General features: G+C 61.8%; 16 protein-coding genes. 6 read left to right on the top strand and 10 right to left on the bottom strand.

Annotation, left to right across the window (positions count from 1 at the left end; genetic code table 11):
- From emhB to NE357_RS06495, 6 genes are all read left to right on the top strand, one after another.
- On the top strand, window positions 1-3165 hold the full coding sequence (emhB, locus tag NE357_RS06520; protein ID WP_169429189.1) for an efflux RND transporter permease subunit EmhB: 3165 nt from the start codon (window positions 1-3) through the stop codon (window positions 3163-3165).
- Window positions 3162-4622: an efflux RND transporter outer membrane subunit EmhC gene (emhC, locus tag NE357_RS06515; protein WP_169429188.1), complete on the top strand. Its 1461-nt coding sequence runs from the start codon at window positions 3162-3164 to the stop codon at window positions 4620-4622. Before emhB ends, emhC begins: the two co-directional genes overlap by 4 nt.
- Window positions 4623-4909: 287 nt before the next feature.
- Window positions 4910-6169 (top strand): OprD family porin, encoded by a 1260-nt coding sequence (locus tag NE357_RS06510; RefSeq protein WP_169429187.1) that lies wholly within the window; start codon window positions 4910-4912, stop codon window positions 6167-6169.
- Window positions 6170-6354: 185 nt separating this feature from the next.
- The gene (locus NE357_RS06505; RefSeq protein WP_169429186.1) at window positions 6355-7545 is read left to right on the top strand and encodes an NAD(P)/FAD-dependent oxidoreductase; all 1191 of its coding nucleotides are present in this window, start codon (window positions 6355-6357) and stop codon (window positions 7543-7545) included.
- A gap of 26 nt (window positions 7546-7571) precedes the next feature.
- Window positions 7572-7928, top strand: coding sequence for a DUF1641 domain-containing protein (locus NE357_RS06500; protein ID WP_243433378.1), 357 nt, complete (start codon window positions 7572-7574; stop codon window positions 7926-7928).
- A gap of 21 nt (window positions 7929-7949) precedes the next feature.
- On the top strand, window positions 7950-8768 hold the full coding sequence (locus NE357_RS06495; protein ID WP_169429185.1) for a methyltransferase domain-containing protein: 819 nt from the start codon (window positions 7950-7952) through the stop codon (window positions 8766-8768).
- A gap of 51 nt (window positions 8769-8819) precedes the next feature.
- On the opposite strand, the gene pcaC is transcribed toward NE357_RS06495, so the two are convergent.
- The 10 genes from pcaC to NE357_RS06445 form a co-directional block, all read right to left on the bottom strand.
- Window positions 8820-9212 carry a 4-carboxymuconolactone decarboxylase gene (gene pcaC, locus NE357_RS06490; protein ID WP_011332825.1) on the bottom strand — a complete coding sequence of 131 codons (393 nt, stop codon included), beginning with the start codon at window positions 9210-9212 and terminating at the stop codon, window positions 8820-8822.
- A gap of 10 nt (window positions 9213-9222) precedes the next feature.
- Entirely contained in the window at window positions 9223-10014 is a 792-nt protein-coding gene (pcaD, locus tag NE357_RS06485; RefSeq protein WP_169429184.1) for a 3-oxoadipate enol-lactonase, read from the bottom strand.
- Between the two features lie 12 nt (window positions 10015-10026).
- A complete protein-coding gene (locus NE357_RS06480) occupies window positions 10027-11391 on the bottom strand; it encodes a 3-carboxy-cis,cis-muconate cycloisomerase (protein ID WP_169429183.1) in 1365 nt (454 codons plus the stop codon).
- A 45-nt stretch (window positions 11392-11436) separates the two neighbouring features.
- Window positions 11437-12732, bottom strand: a complete 1296-nt coding sequence (locus tag NE357_RS06475; RefSeq protein ID WP_169429182.1) for an MFS family transporter — start codon at window positions 12730-12732, stop codon at window positions 11437-11439.
- A 193-nt stretch (window positions 12733-12925) separates the two neighbouring features.
- Entirely contained in the window at window positions 12926-13492 is a 567-nt protein-coding gene (gene pcaG / locus NE357_RS06470) for a protocatechuate 3,4-dioxygenase subunit alpha (protein ID WP_169429181.1), read from the bottom strand.
- Between the two features lies 1 nt (window position 13493).
- Window positions 13494-14198, bottom strand: a complete 705-nt coding sequence (pcaH, locus tag NE357_RS06465) for a protocatechuate 3,4-dioxygenase subunit beta (RefSeq protein ID WP_169429180.1) — start codon at window positions 14196-14198, stop codon at window positions 13494-13496.
- 36 nt (window positions 14199-14234) lie between these two features.
- Window positions 14235-15440: a 3-oxoadipyl-CoA thiolase gene (gene pcaF, locus NE357_RS06460; protein ID WP_169429179.1), complete on the bottom strand. Its 1206-nt coding sequence runs from the start codon at window positions 15438-15440 to the stop codon at window positions 14235-14237.
- Entirely contained in the window at window positions 15437-16216 is a 780-nt protein-coding gene (locus NE357_RS06455; RefSeq protein ID WP_169429178.1) for a CoA-transferase subunit beta, read from the bottom strand. Before NE357_RS06455 ends, pcaF begins: the two co-directional genes overlap by 4 nt.
- On the bottom strand, window positions 16216-17073 hold the full coding sequence (locus NE357_RS06450) for a CoA transferase subunit A (RefSeq protein ID WP_003222404.1): 858 nt from the start codon (window positions 17071-17073) through the stop codon (window positions 16216-16218). The genes NE357_RS06455 and NE357_RS06450 overlap by 1 nt, the downstream gene beginning before the upstream one ends.
- Before the next feature lie 287 nt (window positions 17074-17360).
- Window positions 17361-18707 (bottom strand): MFS transporter, encoded by a 1347-nt coding sequence (locus tag NE357_RS06445; RefSeq protein WP_169429177.1) that lies wholly within the window; start codon window positions 18705-18707, stop codon window positions 17361-17363.
- Window positions 18708-18947 lie beyond the last annotated feature (240 nt).

Genomic DNA, 18947 nt, shown 5'->3' with positions numbered 1-18947 from the left:
ATGTCAAAATTTTTCATCGACCGTCCGATTTTCGCCTGGGTAATTGCCCTGGTGATCATGCTGGTCGGGGCACTTTCGATCCTGAAACTGCCGATCAACCAGTACCCGAGCATTGCGCCACCGGCCATTGCGATCTCCGTGACCTACCCGGGTGCTTCGGCACAGACGGTTCAGGACACCGTGGTGCAAGTGATCGAGCAGCAGCTCAACGGTATCGACAACCTGCGTTATGTGTCTTCGGAAAGTAACTCCGACGGCAGCATGACCATCACCGCGACCTTCGAGCAAGGCACCAACTCCGACACCGCGCAGGTCCAGGTCCAGAACAAGCTGAACCTGGCCACCCCGCTGCTGCCGCAGGAAGTGCAGCAACAGGGTATCCGCGTGACCAAGGCAGTGAAGAACTTCCTGCTGGTGATCGGTGTGGTGTCGCGTGACGGCAGCATGACCAAGGACGACCTGTCCAACTACATCGTGTCGAACATGCAGGACCCGATCTCGCGGACCGCCGGTGTCGGTGACTTCCAGGTCTTCGGTGCCCAGTACGCGATGCGCATCTGGCTCGACCCGGCCAAGTTGAACAACTTCAACCTGACCCCGGTCGACGTGAAAACCGCGATTGCGGCGCAGAACGTCCAGGTGTCGTCCGGTCAGCTCGGTGGCTTGCCTGCCGTGCAGGGCCAGCAGTTGAACGCCACGATCATCGGCAAGACCCGTCTGCAGACCGCCGAGCAGTTCAAAGAGATTCTGCTCAAGGTCAACAAGGACGGCTCGCAGGTTCGCTTGAAAGACGTCGCCGACGTCGGCCTGGGTGGCGAGAACTACGCCATCAGCGCCCAGTTCAACGGCAGCCCGGCTTCCGGACTGGCAGTGAAACTGGCCAACGGCGCCAACGCCCTCGACACCGCCAAGGCACTGCGCAAGACGATTGACGACCTCAAGCCGTTCTTCCCGCAAGGCATGGAAGTGGTGTTCCCGTACGACACCACCCCGGTGGTGACCGAATCGATCAAGGGTGTGGTTGAAACCCTGGTCGAAGCGATCGTGCTGGTGTTCCTGGTGATGTTCCTGTTCCTGCAGAACTTCCGCGCCACCGTCATCACCACGATGACCGTGCCGGTGGTATTGCTCGGTACGTTCGGCATCCTGGCGGCGGCCGGCTTCAGCATCAACACCCTGACCATGTTCGGTATGGTCCTGGCCATCGGCTTGCTGGTGGACGACGCCATCGTCGTGGTGGAAAACGTCGAGCGGGTGATGAGCGAAGAAGGCTTGTCACCGAAGGAAGCGACCAAGAAATCCATGGGCCAGATCCAGGGCGCTCTGGTCGGTATCGCCCTCGTTCTGTCGGCGGTATTGCTGCCGATGGCGTTCTTCAGCGGCTCCACCGGTGTGATCTACAAGCAGTTCTCGATCACCATCGTGTCGGCCATGGCGTTGTCGGTACTGGTCGCGCTGATCTTCACCCCGGCGCTGTGCGCCACCATGCTCAAGGCGATTCCGCACGGTGAGCACGGTGCGCCGAAAAAAGGCTTCTTCGGCTGGTTCAACCGCAACTTCGACCGTGGCGTTCGTGGCTACGAGCGCGGTGTCGGCAACATCCTGCAGCGCAAGGCACCGTACCTGCTGGCCTACCTGCTGATCGTGGTCGGCATGATCTGGCTGTTCACCCGCATCCCGACCGCGTTCCTGCCGGAAGAAGACCAGGGCGTTCTGTTCGCCCAGGTGCAGACCCCCGCCGGTTCCAGCGCCCAGCGCACTCAGGTGGTGGTGGATGAAATGCGTGAATTCCTGCTGCGTCCGACCAAGGACGGCGGTGAAGGCGACGCAGTAGCCTCGGTGTTCACCGTAACCGGCTTCAACTTCGCCGGCCGTGGCCAGAGTTCGGGTATGGCGTTCATCATGCTCAAGCCGTGGCACGAGCGAAACGCCGACAACAGCGTGTTCAAACTCGCCGCCCGCGCCCAGCAGCACTTCTTTACCTTCCGCGATGCGATGGTGTTCGCCTTCGCTCCGCCAGCGGTACTGGAGCTGGGTAACGCCACCGGTTTCGACGTGTTCCTGCAGGACCGCGCCGGTATCGGTCACGAAAAACTGATGGCTGCGCGCAACCAGTTCCTGGGCATGGCGGCACAGAGCAAAGTGCTGACCCAGGTCCGTCCGAACGGTCTGAACGACGAGCCACAGTTCCAGCTGGAAATCGATGACGAGAAGGCCAGTGCCCTGGGCATCACCATCGCCGACATCAACAACACATTGTCGATTGCGCTGGGCAGTAGCTACGTCAACGACTTCATCGACCGCGGTCGGGTGAAGAAGGTGTACGTGCAGGGCCGGCCAGACTCGCGCATGAGCCCGGAAGACCTGAAGAAGTGGTACGTGCGTAACGCCTCCGGCACCATGGTTCCGTTCTCCGCGTTCGCCAAGGGCGAGTGGATCTACGGTTCGCCGAAGCTTGCGCGTTACAACGGTGTTGAAGCGGTCGAGATCCTCGGTGCCCCGGCTCCGGGTTACTCCACCGGTGAAGCGATGGCCGAAGTCGAGGAGATCGCCAAGAAGCTGCCGGCCGGTGTGGGTATCTCGTGGACCGGTCTGTCGTACGAAGAACGACTGTCCGGCTCGCAGGCTCCGGCGCTGTACGCCCTGTCGCTGCTGATGGTGTTCCTGTGTCTGGCGGCGCTGTATGAAAGCTGGTCGATTCCGATCGCGGTCATGCTCGTGGTACCGCTGGGGATCATCGGTGCGCTGATGGCCACCAGCCTGCGCGGTCTGTCGAACGACGTGTACTTCCAGGTGGGTCTGTTGACGACCATCGGTCTGGCGGCTAAAAACGCCATTCTGATCGTCGAGTTCGCCAAGGAATTGCACGAGCAGGGACGCAGTCTGCGCGATGCGGCCATTGAAGCCTGCCGCATGCGTCTGCGACCGATCATCATGACGTCGCTGGCCTTCGTCCTCGGTGTTGTACCGTTGGCCATCTCCACCGGCGCAGGCTCGGGCAGCCAACACGCAATCGGTACCGGCGTGATTGGCGGTATGCTCACCGCAACGATCCTGGCGATATTCTGGGTTCCACTGTTCTTCGTCACTGTGTCGTCCATGGGTCAGCGCAAAAACGCCGGCAAGGATGACGCCATAGAAACTCCTAAAGAGGCTGGCCAATGAGCAAGTCGCTACTCTCCATCGCAGTCGCCGCCTTCGTGCTGAGCGGTTGCTCGCTGATACCGGATTATCAGCAGCCGGAAGCACCGGTGGCCGCGCAGTTCCCGCAGGGCCCGGCGTACTCGCCGGCCCAGGCACCGGCGCAGGCCGCTGCCGAACAGGGCTGGAAGCAGTTTTTCCATGACCCGGCCCTGCAGCAACTGATTCAGGTCGCCCTGGAAAACAACCGCGACCTGCGTGTCGCGGCGCTGAACATCGACGCCTACGCGGCTCAATACCGTATCCAGCGCGCCGACCTGTTCCCGGCCGTGTCGGCCAATGCCAGCGGCAGCCGTCAGCGGGTTCCGGCCCGTGCATCGCAGAGCGGTGAAGCGGCCATCAACAGTTCCTACTCCGCCACGGTCGGCATCAGCGCCTACGAACTCGACCTGTTTGGTCGGGTTCGCAGCCTGAGCGAACAAGCGTTGCAACAATACTTCGCCACCGAAGAAGCGCGCCGCAGCACCCAGATCAGCCTGGTGGCCAGCGTGGCCAACGCCTACCTGACCTGGCAGGCCGACAAGGAACTGCTCAAGCTGACTCAGGACACCCTCGGTGCCTTCGAGGAAAGCTACAAGCTGACCAGCCGCAGCAACGAAGTCGGTGTGGCCTCGGCGCTGGACCTGGCGCAGTCGCGCACCTCGGTCGAGAACGCCCGGGCACAACTGGCGCGTTACACCCGCCAGGTCGCTCAGGACGAAAACAGCCTGACCCTGCTGCTCGGCACCGGTGTGCCGGCCAACCTGCAAGCGGCCAAACCGCTGTCGGATGACCTGCTGGCCGACGTGCCGGCCGGCCTGCCGTCGGATCTGCTGCAGCGTCGTCCGGACATCCTTCAGGCCGAGTACAACCTGAAGGCGGCCAACGCCAACATTGGCGCGGCCCGTGCAGCGTTCTTCCCGAGCATCAGCCTGACCGCCAACGCGGGCAGCCTGAGCCCGGACTTGTCCGGCCTGTTCAAGGGCGGTTCGGGCACGTGGCTGTTCCAGCCGCAGATCAACCTGCCGATCTTCAACGCCGGCAGCCTGCGCGCCAGCCTCGACTACGCCAAGATCCAGAAGGACATTGGCGTGGCGAACTACGAGAAGTCCATTCAAACAGCCTTCCAGGAAGTCGCCGATGGCCTGGCCGCGCGCCAGACCTACACCGAGCAGTTGCAGGCTCAGCGTGACTTCGTCGCTGCGAACCAGGACTACTACCGTCTGGCCGAGCGTCGCTATCGCATCGGCGTCGACAGCAACCTGACCTTCCTCGATGCCCAGCGTCAGCTGTTCAGCGCGCAACAATCGCTGATCACCGACCGCCTCGCGCAGTTGACCAGTGCGGTCAACCTGTACAAGGCTTTGGGCGGCGGCTGGAATGCGCAGACCGCGCAGAACGAACCGCTCAAAGAAGAAGCGCCGAAGATGAAGCTGTTCTGATCATCCGGTGAACACGAGAAGCCCGCCGATTGGCGGGCTTTTTGTTGCCTGTGAATCTTGCGTTCGATAATCGCCCAAATTCCACTTTCGCCGATTGAATCGCCTCGCCCACGCCCCGCACCATTCGAACCACAAAACCAATAACAACAGGTTCGACACCATGCTCCCGCGCCCTGCTCCATCCGGCTGATCGCCGCCGCTTCGCCTCTGCATCCATCGAATTTCTGCGCCACCAATACGGCCGCAGCGTCCCCGTTTGCCCAAAAAAACAAGAGAGACCCGAGTCCATGACAACCTCCCCTGCGCCCTACGCATTTCCCGGCCTGATCGCCCTCGCCCTGGCCAGCGTCGCGCTGCCCGCTGCGGCTGAAGAAGCCGGTTTCATCGACGGGGCCAAGGCCAACCTGAACCTGCGCAACTTCTACATCAACCGCAACTTCACCAACCCGACCAAGGCTCAGGGCAAGGCTGAAGAATGGACGCAGAGCTTCATCCTCGACGCCAAGTCCGGCTTCACCCAGGGCACCGTCGGTTTCGGCATGGACGTATTGGGGTTGTACTCGGTGAAACTCGATGGCGGTAAAGGAACGGGCGGCACGCAATTGCTGCCCCTGGACCATGACGGTCGCCCGGCAGACAACTTCGGTCGCACCAACGTGGCGTTCAAGGCCAAGCTGTCGCAGACCGAAGTGAAGGTCGGTGAATGGATGCCGGTGCTGCCGATCCTGCGCTCGGACGACGGCCGCTCATTACCGCAGACCTTTCGCGGCGGCCAGATCACCTCGAAGGAAATCAATGGCCTGACCCTTTACGGCGGCCAGTTCCGCGCCAACAGTCCCCGTGACGACAGCAGCATGAGCGACATGTCGATGACCGGCAAAGCCGCGTTCACCTCCGACCGCTTCAACTTCCAGGGCGGCGAATACGTGTTCAACGACAAGCGCACCCAGATCGGCCTGTGGAACGCCGAACTCAAGGACATCTACAGCCAGCAATACGTCAACCTGATCCACAGCCAGCCGCTCGGCGACTGGACCCTGGGCGCCAACCTCGGCTTCTTCTATGGCAAGGACGACGGCAGTGCCCGCGCCGGCGACCTCGACAACAAGACCTGGTCGGGCATGTTTTCGGCGCGATACGGCGGCAACACCTTCTACGTCGGTCTGCAAAAACTCACCGGCGACAGCGCCTGGATGCGCGTCAATGGCACCAGCGGTGGAACGCTCGCCAACGACAGCTACAACTCCAGCTACGACAACGCCCGGGAACGTTCCTGGCAACTGCGCCATGACTACAACTTCGCCGCCCTCGGCGTTCCCGGCCTGACCCTGATGAACCGCTACATCAGTGGCGACAACGTCCACACCGGGACCACCACCGACGGCAAGGAATGGGGCCGGGAGTCCGAACTGGGCTACACCGTGCAAAGCGGTGCGCTCAAGGACCTGAACGTCAGATGGCGCAACTCGACCATGCGTCGTGATTTCAGCAACAACGAGTTTGACGAGAACCGCCTGATCGTCAGCTATCCAATCAGTCTGCTGTGAATGTGAAAACGGCGCTCCCCGCGAGCGCCGTCTTCAACCGCTGGTCATTTGAGTCTGGCAAGTCCCCGGGACCCGGTTACATTTAGGCGGTGTTTTTTATTCTCCAGCCCGCAGTAGGAGCCCATTTACCTTCCGTTATCTCCGGATGCTGTACGCGAAGCACACCTTGACCACGGAGGTCAGGTATGAAAAAGCGAATAGTTATCGTCGGTGGCGGCGTAGGCGGAACCATGCTGGCCAATCAACTGGTCGGCAAGCTGTATCCCGAAATCCTGCGTGGCGAAGTCTCGATCACCCTCCTGTCGGACTCCCCCGATCATTACTACAAACCCGCGTTCATGTACGTGGCGTTCAACCTGTTCTTCAAGGAAGAACTCAAACGTCCGGAACGCGAGTTGTTGCGCCCTGAAATCGACTTTCAGGTCGAACAGGTCACGCGGTTCGACTTCAACAACCAACGCCTCAAGACCCGTAGCGGCCAATGTCTGGGCTACGACTATCTGGTCATCGCCACCGGTTGTAAGCCCGCTCCGGAACGCATCGAGGGTTTGAAAGAGGCCGGCGACCATTTCTATCAATACGATCCGGCGCGCCAACTGGCACAACGTCTGAGCACGATTGAAAAGGGCCGGATTTTCATTACCGTGTCTTTTCCGCAGACTCCCAATGTGCCGCACCAATGCGGTATTGCTCCGGTAGAAACGACACTCATGCTGCATGATTTTCTGTGCCGTCGTGGTGTTCGCAAGAACGTGGAGATCATCTACACCTACCCGACTACCGCCCAGCTGTTGCGCAACTGTCTGTTCCTGCAACGCCCGACCGGAGAGATCCTGCCGGGCATTTTCGACAAAGCGGGCATCCAGTATCGGCGCGGTTTCACTCTGAGCCAGGTCGATCCCGACGCAAAAATCGCCTACTCCCATGAAGGCGCGGACGAACCGTTCGACATCCTGATGGCAACCCCGCCGATCCGCGCCGTGGATGCCGTGCTGGAATCCGGTATTTCCCAGGCGCCCAACAACGAAGGCTGGTTGCCGACCAACCACGAAACCCTGCAGGTCTATGGTCTGGACGGGGTCTATGTGATCGGCGACGCCGTTGACCTGCCAGTGAGCAAGGCCGGAGGCGCCTGCCATAACCAGGCGCCGGTGATCGCCAACAACATCGCCGCCGAAATCCGTCTGGGAAACCCCATCAGTGCCTATGACGGCCGCGTTCAGGCCGTTGCGCAAATGGGCCTGAATGCCGGAATGCCGCTTTGGTACGACTACAGCCGTGACGTACTGCCGACGCCACCGACCAAACTCGGAGGGCTGCTGCGCAATGGCTTTAATCGCGGTCTGTACTGGATGGCGGCCCGTGGAATGCTTTGACCCTGCACAGGGAGGAGTGATTGCTGATGAAAGAGTCTGAAGCCCTGTCGGCCACACCCGGCTACACCGCCCTGATGGCCAGACTGCAACCGTTGATCGACGCTGGACGGCTGGAAAACATTGTCGACCTGCTGTCCCTGCTGTCGGATCTGGTCGACCTGCTGGATGAAGCCATGGTGGAGAAACTGTCCTTGCTGATCGAACAGGCGGCAGCCTGCAGTTGGGAGGCGGCCAATGCTCTGCGTCTGGCCAAGGCTGAAGTCGCCGCGCAACACCAGCCACCAAGCGTTTTTGCCCTGCTCAAACTGTTGAACGACGGCGATACACGCAAAGGCGTGGCCGTTGTCCTGAAAGCGCTCAACGTCATCGGAAGACAACTTTAACTCGCCAGAGAGGATCACCTCATGAGCGTAAAACTCGAAACGCCGGTCAAGACCGGCACCGACTGGGACGCCCGGGCGTACCAGCAGTTTTCCCGTCTCAGGCAACAACCGGTCGACGAATTGCTCGGCCGTGTCGACCTGGAAAATCCCCAACGCATTTATGACTTGGGCTGCGGTACCGGAATTGCCACGAAGGTCCTGGCCGATCGCTGGCCCGAGGCAGAGATCAAGGGCATCGACAGTTCGAAAGACATGCTTCAGGTCGCCCGCTGCCTGCCGATCAAGGCGCGCTGGCAACACGCTGACCTGCAACACTGGAAACCCCGCAAGCCGGCCGACCTGTTGTTTGCCGCGGCCGTGTTGCACTTCATCGATGACCATCGAACGCTGTTGCCGGGATTGCTTCGCCACCTCAACACTGGCGGTTGTCTGGCCGCACACATGCCCGACTGGCGCGATGCGCTGTGGTATCGGTTGATGCTCGAAACCCTAGACGATGCCGGCCCCTGCGGTCGACCGATTGGCACCGCGCAATTGCGCCAGCGCATGGCGGCACGGACGTTGTTGTCACTGGAGGATTACTACCGTTTGCTCGCGCCGCTGACCCAATCGCTGGATATTTGGGAAACCGAACAGTTGCAGGTCGTGCGCGGAAGTTCGCCGATTTATGACTGGGTGAAGGTGTCGGCGCTGCGGCCGGTGATGCAGGGACTGACGTCAGAAGAACAGGCGCGCTTCATTTATCACTACCTGATGCGAGTGCATGCCCATTATCCGCAGGAGGATGACGGGCATACGCTGTTTGCGTTCAAGCGGATTTTCATTGTTGCCAAGGTGTGAAGTCCAAAGGATCGCAGCCTTCCACAGGCTGCGATTCTTCGAACTCGACGATTACTCGCGTGATTCGGTACCCAGCTCATCCCACACCGATTCGGCCAGATGAAACGTCGCATTCGCCGCCGGAATCCCGCAGTAGATCGCGCTCTGCATGATCACTTCCTTGATCTCGCCACGGCTCACGCCATTGTTGGCCGCCGCCCGCAGGTGCAACTTCAGTTCACCTTCGCGGTTCATGCCGATCAGCATGGCGATGGTGATCAGGCTGCGGGTATGGCGCGGCAGGCCCGGCCGGGTCCAGATGTCGCCCCAGGCGTGACGGGTGATCATCTCCTGGAATTCCGAGTTGAACTCGGTCAGCGTGGTCAGGCTGCGATCGACGTGAGCATCGCCGAGCACTGCGCGGCGCACCTGCATGCCGTCGTCGTAACGTTGTTTCTCGTCCACGGAAATCCCCTCAATCGGCCAGCAGGAATGTCAGCACACGGTCGCTGAACGCGTCGCCGGCCTGAACGTTGGAAAGATGCGCCGCATGGAACTCGGCGTACTCGGCGCCGCGCACGTGCTCCTGAATGAAATGCCCGCCGGACGGTGGCGTCACCGCATCTTCCGTACCGGCAATCACCAACAGCGGTGCCTTGATCGACGACAACTGCTCACGGAAATCCGCATCGCGCACCGCCGCGCAGTTGGCGGCGTAACCTTCAGGATTGGTCGCAGCCAGCATGTCGGTGATCTGCTTGGCCGCTGCCGGATTGGCGGCGGAAAAATCCGGAGTAAACCATCGGGCAATCGACGCATCGCGCAAGGCGACCATCGCCGCCGGGCCGTCACGCAGCACGGTTTCGATGCGCGGATTCCACACCGACGGATCGCCGATCTTTGCAGCGGTGTTGCACACGATCAGTTTGTTCAGACGCTCACCGGCATTGATCCCCAGCCACTGCCCGATCAACCCGCCCATCGACAGACCGCAGAAATGCGCACGTTCGATGTGCAGCGCATCCAGCAGCGCCAGCACGTCGCGACCCAGTTGCTCGATGCTGTAAGGGCCCGGCGTCACCAGCGACTGGCCGTGCCCGCGCGTGTCGAAACGCAGCACCCGAAAATGTTCGGTGAAGGCCGGCATCTGCGCGTCCCACATGTGCAGGTCGGTGCCCAACGAGTTGGACAGCACCAGCACCGGCGCATCGACCGGGCCTTCCAATGAGTAATGCAGTTCGCCATCGGCGAGTTGAACGAAAGCCACAGCCCTCTCCTTTCAGTCAGACAATGCGTTATGTTCGGCCACCGCACGCTCGACCCAGACCTGCGCCTGACCGAGGTAATGGGCGGGATCGAGCAGATGATCCAGTTCGGATGCGCTCAGTTCGGCGGTCACCTGCGGTTCGTCACCGAGTACCGCACGCAGGTGGCGTTGTTCGGCCACCGCTCGTTTGCAGCATTGTTCGAGCAGATGATGCGCGGTGTCGCGGCCGACTCGTTGCGCGAGCACGATGCTCACCGCTTCGGCCAGCACCAGACCTTGGGTCAATTCGAGGTTGCGGGCCATGCGCGCGACATCAACCTCCAGACCGTCGGCCAGCAACCGCGCCTGTTGCAGCGCACCTGACACCAGGCAGCAGATCTCCGGCAGGGTTTCCCATTCGGCGTGCCACAAGCCGAGGCTGCGCTCGTGCTCCTGAGGCATGGCGCTGAACAGCGTCGAGACCAGACCCGGCACACGGGTCGCCGCGCCGATCAGCACCGCTGCGCCCACCGGATTGCGTTTGTGCGGCATGGTCGATGAACCGCCCTTGCCCGGTGCCGAAGGCTCGAATACTTCCGCCGCTTCGGTCTGCATCAACAGGCTGATGTCGCGGCCGAACTTGCCGAGGCTGCCGGCAATCAGACCCAGCACCGCGCCAAACTCGACGATGCGATCACGCTGGGTGTGCCAGGGTTGTTCCGGCAGGGTCAGTTGCAGCTCTTCGGCCAGTGCACGGGCAATCGGCAACGCCTGTTCGCCCAGCGCCGCCAAGGTGCCGGACGCGCCGCCGAATTGCAGCACCAGCAGCCGCGGCTTGAGTTCGCGCAGACGCTGACGGCAGCGGGTCACGGCGCCGAGCCAACCGGCAATCTTCATCCCAAGGGTGACGGGCGTCGCGTGTTGCAGCCAGGTGCGCCCGGCCAGCGGCGTGGCGGCGTGGCGCTGCGCCTGAATGGCGAGGGAATCGGCCAGTTGCGCCAGCTCCCCTTCAATCAGTTCCAGCGCCTGGCGCAATTGCAGCACCAACCCGGAATCCATCACGTCCTGACTGGTAGCGCCCAGATGCACGTAGCGCTCGGCTTCGGCATCGGTCGCGGCAATCTGTTTGCCCAACGCCTTCACCAGGGGAATCGCCGAATTGCCGGCCGTGGCAATCGCCTCGCCCAGCGCTGCGAAATCAAACAGCCCGGCGCGGCAGGCGTTTTCGATCGACGCGACAGCACTCGCCGGAATCAATCCGACCCGCGCTTCGGCCCGGGCCAGCGCCGCTTCGAAGTCGAGCATCGCCTGCACCCGGCCCTGATCGCAGAACACGTCGCGCATATCGCGGGCAGTGAAGTAGGCATCGAACAATTGATTGCCCGGTCGCTGAGTCATAAACAGTCCTTGCCGGCGCGGGCCATCACGGCCCGCGCCCTTCGGTTAGAGATCGTGATGCAAATAGGCGGCCTGTTTCGGCAGGCGCAGGCTGAACAGGAACGCCACTGCCATCATCACCGTGACGTACCAGTAAAAGGCGTTTTCCATGCCCCCGGCCTTGAGGCTCAGGGCCACGTATTCGGCCGAACCGCCGAAGATCGCATTGGCCACCGCGTAAGCCAGGCCGACGCCGAGGGCGCGGACTTCCGGCGGGAACATTTCGGCTTTCACCAGGCCGCTGATCGAGGTGTAGAAACTGACGATCGCCAGTGCCACGGTGATCAGCACGAAGGCCAGGACCGGGCTGCTGACACTTTTCAGACTCAACAGAATCGGCACGGTGAACAGCGTACCGAGCGCGCCGAACCAAAGCATCGAGTTACGCCGGCCTATCTTGTCGGCGAGCATGCCGAACAGTGGCTGCATGCACATATAAAGGAAGAGCGCGCCCGTCATGATGTAGCTGGCGGTCTTGGCGTGCATGCCGGCGGTGTTCACCAGATACTTCTGCATGTAGGTGGTGAAGGTGTAGAAAATCAGCGAGCCACCGGCGGTGTAACCGAGCACGGTGATGAACGCCGCTTTGTGATCGCGGAACAACGCACGGATGCTGCCGGCGTCTTTGTTCTCGCGCATTTCCTTGCTGGCGGTTTCTTTCAGCGAGCGGCGCAGGAACAGGGAAATCAGCGCTGCTGCCGCACCGACCACGAACGGGATTCGCCAGCCGTAGGCACGCAATTCTTCTTCGGAGAGGAACTGTTGCAGGATCACCACCAGCAACACCGCCAGCAGTTGCCCGCCGATCAGCGTCACGTACTGGAACGAGGCGAAGAACCCGCGCTGCCCCTTGAGCGCGACTTCGCTCATGTAGGTCGCGGTGGTGCCGTATTCGCCGCCTACCGACAAGCCTTGCAGCAGACGCGCGAACAACAGCAGCAACGGCGCCCAGACGCCGATGCTGTTGTAGGTCGGCAGACAGGCGATGAGCAACGAGCCGAAGCACATCATCAATACCGAAATCATCATCGACGTCTTGCGGCCCTTCTTGTCCGCCAGACGCCCGAAAATCCAGCCGCCGATCGGGCGCATCAGGAACCCGGCGGCGAATACCCCGGCGGTGTTGACCAGTTGCACCGTAGGATTGTCGGAGGGGAAAAACGCCGGGGCGAAATAGATCGCGCAAAAGGCGTAGACATAAAAGTCGAACCATTCGACCAGGTTGCCGGACGACGCGCCGACAATGGCGAAGATGCGCTTGCTGCGCTCTTCGCCGGTGTAGTGGGAGGTGATAGTTGTCATTGTTTTTCACTCGATAGGGACAGTGAGAGTCTAGACATACTTTGCAACAGTCCCGTTCCGCAGATACTCAAGCGCTGCAAATCCCTGTGGGAGCGGGCTTGCCCGCGAAAGCGGTGGGTCAGCCAACATCAATGGCGACTGACAGGCCCTCTTCGCGAGCAAGCCCGCTCCCACAAGGGATGTGTGGTGATCTTCAGTAATCGAAGAACACGGTTTCCGCATCAGTGCCCTGCAGGATCACATTCCACTGATAAACACCCGCCGCATCCGGCTTGGCCAACAACGTGGTGCGGCGCTCGGCCGGTACGCATTCGAGCAACGGATCATTCACGTTTGCCGGATCGCCCTCGAAATAAATCCGCGTCAGCAAGTGTTTCACCAGACCGCGCGCAAACACCAGCACCACCAGATGTGGCGCCTGGGTCGTGCCTTTCAGGCCTTCGACCGTGCCCGGTTTGATCGTGGTGAAACGGAAGCGCCCTTCGGCATCCACCGGCACCCGGCCGAAACCTTCGAAATTCGGGTCCAGCGGTTTGGCCTGCTCGTCTTCCGGGTGATCGTATTTGCCGGCGGCGTTGGCCTGCCAGACTTCGAGCATGGCGTCGTTGACGACGTCGCCGTTGCCGTCCACCACTTGCCCGGTGATCGCCACGCGCTGGCCGAGGGTCAGTTCGTTGGCGAGGTTTTCACGGTTCAGCCAGGTCAGGCCGATGTGGTAATACGGCCCGACGGTGTGGGACGTGGTCGCAGTCAGGGTCATCTCATTTCTCCATCGGCGTGGCTTCGCGGCCGCGCAGCACGATGTCCCAGCGATAAGCGATGGCGTAGGACGGAATGGTTTTTTCCAGATCGAAAGCGGCGATCAGGCGTTCCTTGGCCGAGGTGTCCGGCACGCAGTTGTAGATCGGGTCGTACGGCAGCAGCGGATCGCCCGGGAAATACATCTGCGTGACCAGACGCGTCAGGATGCTCGGCCCGAACAGCGAGAAATGTACGTGAGCCGGGCGCCACGCGTTGTGGTGATTGCCCCACGGATAGGCGCCGGGCTTGATGGTCTGGAACTGATACCAGCCGTCGGCGTCGGTCACGGTGCGGCCGGTGCCGGTGAAGTTCGGGTCCAGGGGTGCGTCGTGCAGGTCACGGGCGTGGTTGTAGCGACCGGCGGCGTTGGCCTGCCAGATCTCCACCAGAATCCCCGGCACCGGCAGACCGTTTTCGTCGAGCACACGCCCATGAATGATGATCCGCTCGCCAAGGGGCTCACCCTGATGCTGGGCGGTCAGATCGTTATCGGTATCGGCCACACGCTCGGCACCGATGGTCGGCCCGGTGATTTCCGACAGCGAATGCGGCAGAAACACCAACGGCTTGGAGGGCGAGCGCAGATTGGTGGATTGATAATTGGGGTGCAGGTACGGCGGCTGGGTGCCTTCCTGCGGGCGGCGGTAACCAGGCTTGTCAGTCATTTCGCTTTCCTCTGTTCTTTTTCGTCACGGCTTGCGTCAGACGCGTTCGATGGCCAGGGCCAGACCCTGGCCGACACCGACGCACATGGTCGCCAGACCTTTCTTGCCACCGGTCTTTTCCAGCTGATGCAGGGCGGTCAGCACCAGACGCGCGCCGCTCATGCCCAGCGGATGACCAAGGGCGATCGCGCCGCCGTTCGGGTTGACCTGGGCCGCGTCGTCCGCCAGCCCCAGTTCGCGCAGCACCGCCAGACCCTGGCTGGCAAACGCTTCGTTGAGCTCGATCACGTCGAAATCGCTGACCGCCACGCCGAGGCGTTCGGTGAGTTTGCGCACCGCCGGCACCGGGCCGATGCCCATCACCCGTGGCGCAACCCCGGCACTGGCCATCCCGAGCACTTTGGCGCGGGCGGTCAGGCCGTGTTTTTTCACCGCTTCGGCCGAGGCCAGAATCAGCGCGGCAGCACCGTCGTTCACGCCCGAAGCGTTGCCGGCGGTGACGGTCTTGTCCGGGCCGTTGACCGGTTTCAGTCGGGTCAGGGCTTCAAGCGTGGTGTCGGCGCGGGGATGTTCGTCCTGGCTGACCACGGTTTCGCCCTTCTTGTGGGCAATCCGCACTTCGACGATTTCCTCGGCGAAGTACCCGGCAGCCTGGGCGGCGGCCGTACGTTGCTGACTGCGCAGGGCGAAAGCGTCCTGATCCTCGCGGGAAACTTCGTAGTCGTCGGCGACGTTGTCGGCGGTCTGCGGCATCGCGTCGACGCCGTACTGCGCTTTCATCAACGGGTTGATGAAACGCCAGCCGATGGTGGTGTCTTCCAGCTTCATGTTGCGCGAGAACGCCGCATCAGCCTTGCCCATCACGAACGGTGCACGGGACATCGACTCGACGCCGCCGGCAATCGCCAGCTCCATTTCACCGCTGGCGATGGCGCGGAACGCGGTGCCGATGGCATCCATGCCCGACGCGCAAAGCCGATTGAGAGTGACGCCGGGCACGCTGTCCGGCAGACCGGCCAGCAACAGCGCCATGCGCGCCACGTTGCGGTTGTCTTCGCCGGCCTGGTTGGCGCAGCCGAGGAACACTTCGTCGATGGCGCTCCAGTCCACCGAAGGATTGCGCTCCATCAGGGCCTTGATCGGCACGGCGGCCAGGTCGTCGGCGCGAACCGCTGCCAGACCGCCACCGAAACGGCCGATGGGGGTACGAATCGCATCGCAGATATAAACGTCGCGCATCATGCTTCTCCCGGTGCCTGGCCGTGGGCCGCTGCGGTGCGGGCTTCGAGATCGCGCAGGGCGGTCAGCTCGACCTCGGTCGGTTCAGCGGTAGTTGCAACGCTGTCGGCAAAACGGATCGCCCAACCGGTGGCGGCGACCACTTGCTCGCGGGTCACGCCCGGGTGCAGCGCGGTGACCACGAACTCATTAGTGCCCTCTTCCGGCTCCATGGTGCACAGGTCAGTAATGATGCCGACAGGACCTGCGCCCGGCAGGCCCAGACGTTTGCGCGAATCGCCGCCCTCGCCATGGCCGACCGAGGTAATGAAATCGAGCTTGTCGACAAACGAGCGCGCCGACTGTTTAAGGATGATCAGCACGCTTTTCGCGGAGCCGGCAATCTCTGGCGCGCCACCGGCACCCGGCAGACGGACTTTCGGTTGATGGTAATCGCCGACCACGGTGGTATTGATGTTGCCGAAGCGATCGACCTGCGCCGCGCCGAGGAAACCGACGTCGATGCGTCCGCCCTGCAGCCAGTAGCGAAAAATCTCACCGGTTGGCACGACGGTGTCAGCGGTTTCCGCCAGTTCGCCGTCACCGATGGACAGTGGCAACACGCTTGGCTTGGCACCGATAGGGCCCGACTCGTAGATCAGCACCACGTCCGGCGACGAGGTCAGGCGCGCCAGGTTGGCGGCTTTCGACGGCAGGCCGATGCCGACGAAGCACACCGAGCCGTTCTTCAGGCGACGGGCCGCGGCGACGGTCATCATTTCATTGGTGGTGTAAGTCATTACTTGGCCTCCGAAGCAGCGGCCAACTTGGCCTGGAACTCGCTGAAGTCAGCGCAGCCATGGATGTATTCGTTGATCCACGCGGTAAACGTCTCACGGTCGCGAGCGATCGGGTCCCACGCCTGATAGAAGCGGTTGTCACGCTCGGTGTAACCGTGGGCGTAGGACGGATGCGCGCCACCGGGCACATGGCAGACCGCACTCAAGGCCCAGGTCGGCAGCACGCAAGCGTTCATCGGGGCGTTGAGGTTGTCGACGATCTCTTCGACGGTGACGATGCAGCGCTTGGCGGCCAGTGCAGCTTCTTTCTGCACGCCGAGGATGCCCCACAGCAGCACGTTGCCTTGGCGGTCGGCTTTCTGGGCGTGGATCACGGTCACGTCCGGGCGCACCGACGGCACCGCCGCCAGCACTTCACCGGTGAACGGGCAAGTCACGGATTTGATCAGCGGGTTGACCTTCGGCAGGTCGGAACCGGCGTAGGCTCGCAGCACCGCGAACGGCAGGCCGGAAGCGCCAGCAACGTAGGCGTTGGCCAGGTCGGCGTGGCTGTGTTCTTCGATTTCCAGGGCATGCGGCCATTGCTTCTCGACTGCGTCGCGCAGACGGTGCAGCGAACCCACACCCGGGTTGCCGCCCCAGGAAAAGATCAGCTTGCGTGCACAGCCGGCGCCGATCAATTGGTCGTAGATCAGGTCAGGGGTCATCCGCACCAGCGTCAGATCTTTCTTGCCCTGACGAATGATTTCATGACCCGCTGCCGTAGGGATCAGGTGAGTGAAACCTTCGAGCGCGACGGTGTCGCCGTCGTTGACGAATTGCTTCACCGCGTCGTGCAGCGAAAGGATCTCAGCCATGGAGCGGGCTCCCGTTTTTGTAGTGAATCGCCAGTGATAAAAAGGCGCGAGGTTGTGCGCCGGAGTCACTGAAGATTAAGCCGCTGAAAATCACCAAACAATCCGATAATCGACTGAGTGTTCGATTATCGAACAGATTGTTACCTACCTATCAATCAACATCAAAAACTTCTTCGGAACGCCTTCGCGAACAAGGTCGCTCCCACATTTTGAAATGCATTCCAATGTGGGAGCGGGTTTGCCCGCGAAGGCGCCGGAACATTCAGCGCGGATCAAAATGACTCAACTCAAGTCGCATCCGCATGACTGACCAGGCCCTTGATCACCACCGCTGCCGTGGCCAGGCCCGCCGGAATCACCAGCGCCGTCAGCACTTGCTCGAAATTCCAGCCCAGGCCCAGCAGGGTCGCGCCCATCCACGCCCCGAGAATCGCACCGAAGCGGCCAATCCCGAGCATCCACGACACACCGGTGGCCCGCCCCTGAGTCGGATAAAAACGCGCCGCCAGCGACGGCATCGCCGATTGCGCACCGTTGACACACATGCCCGCCACCAGCACCAGCGTCGCCAGCAACGTGATGTTGCCCAGGCTCTGCCCGACCGCGTAGGCAAACACCCCGGCCAGCAGGTAGAAAATGCCGATGACCTTGTGCGGATTGAACCGGTCCATCGCCCAACCCACGCCGACCGCACTCAGCACCCCGCCGAACTGGAACAACGCGCCGATAAACGCCGCCTGCTCCATGCTCGCGCCGCTGTCGCGCATCAGGGTCGGCAGCCAGCTGGTCAGCAGGTAAACGATGACAAGGCCCATGAAATAGGTCAGCCACAACAGCAACGTACCGACGCTGTAGGTTCCGGAGAAAATCACCGCGAACACGTTGCGTGCCTTGACGGTTTTCTGTTCCGGCACGCTGAAACTCGCTGCCTGGGCGACGGTGACCGGGTCGATCGGCGCAAGGGTTTTGCGGACTTTGTCCGTGCCACGATTACGCACCACCAGATAACGCGCCGATTCCGGCAGCCAGACCAGCAACACCACAGCGAGGATCAGCGGCAAAATCCCGCCGATCAGCAACAGGCTGTGCCAGCCGAACGCCGGAATCAGCTTGGCCGAGATGAATCCACCGCCGGCCATGCCCAGGTTGAAGCCACAGAACATGCTGGTCACCAGAAGCGATTTCTTGCGCTCCGGGGTGTATTCCGACAGCAGCGTGGTGGCGTTCGGCATGCCGGCACCCAGCCCCAGACCGGTGAGGAAGCGCAGCACCAGCAGTTGCTCGACGTTGGTGGCGTAGGCCGACGCCAGGCTGAAGGCACCGAACAGAAATACCGCGCCGACCAGTACGACTTTTCGCCCGAAGCGGTCAGCCAGCGGACCGGAACCCAGCGCACCGAAAACCATGCCGATCAGCGCGGCGCTCATCACCGGACCGAGGCTGGCGCGGTCGATGCCCCAGTCCTGGGACAGGGCCGGCGCGATGAATCCCATGGCCGCCGTGTCGAGGCCATCGAGAAAGACAATCAGGAAACACAGAATCACCACCCGCCACTGATAGCGCGAGATCGGTTGGGCATTGATGAAGGACTGCACGTCGAGGCAGTTACCTACAGCGGACTGAGGCTGGTTCATTATTTTTATTTCCACGCAAAAAACGCAGTCGAACAGCGGCCGGCCAAAGACAGGCACGGACACAAGCATATAAGGAGGGAATCAGGCGTTGCGCTAAAACCGGCAACAGGAACAGGAGCAGCGACAGTCGGGGAACGTGCGCATGGGAAGTTGCCTCTTGTCATTATTATGGGAGTCGACGATCCGGCGGGCTCATTCACAACAGCGCCGGATGACGCTGCCGCGACATTAATGATCCGG

This window comes from Pseudomonas sp. G7(2022), assembly GCF_052660475.1.
This window is presented reverse-complemented; position numbering and strand designations above follow the sequence as displayed.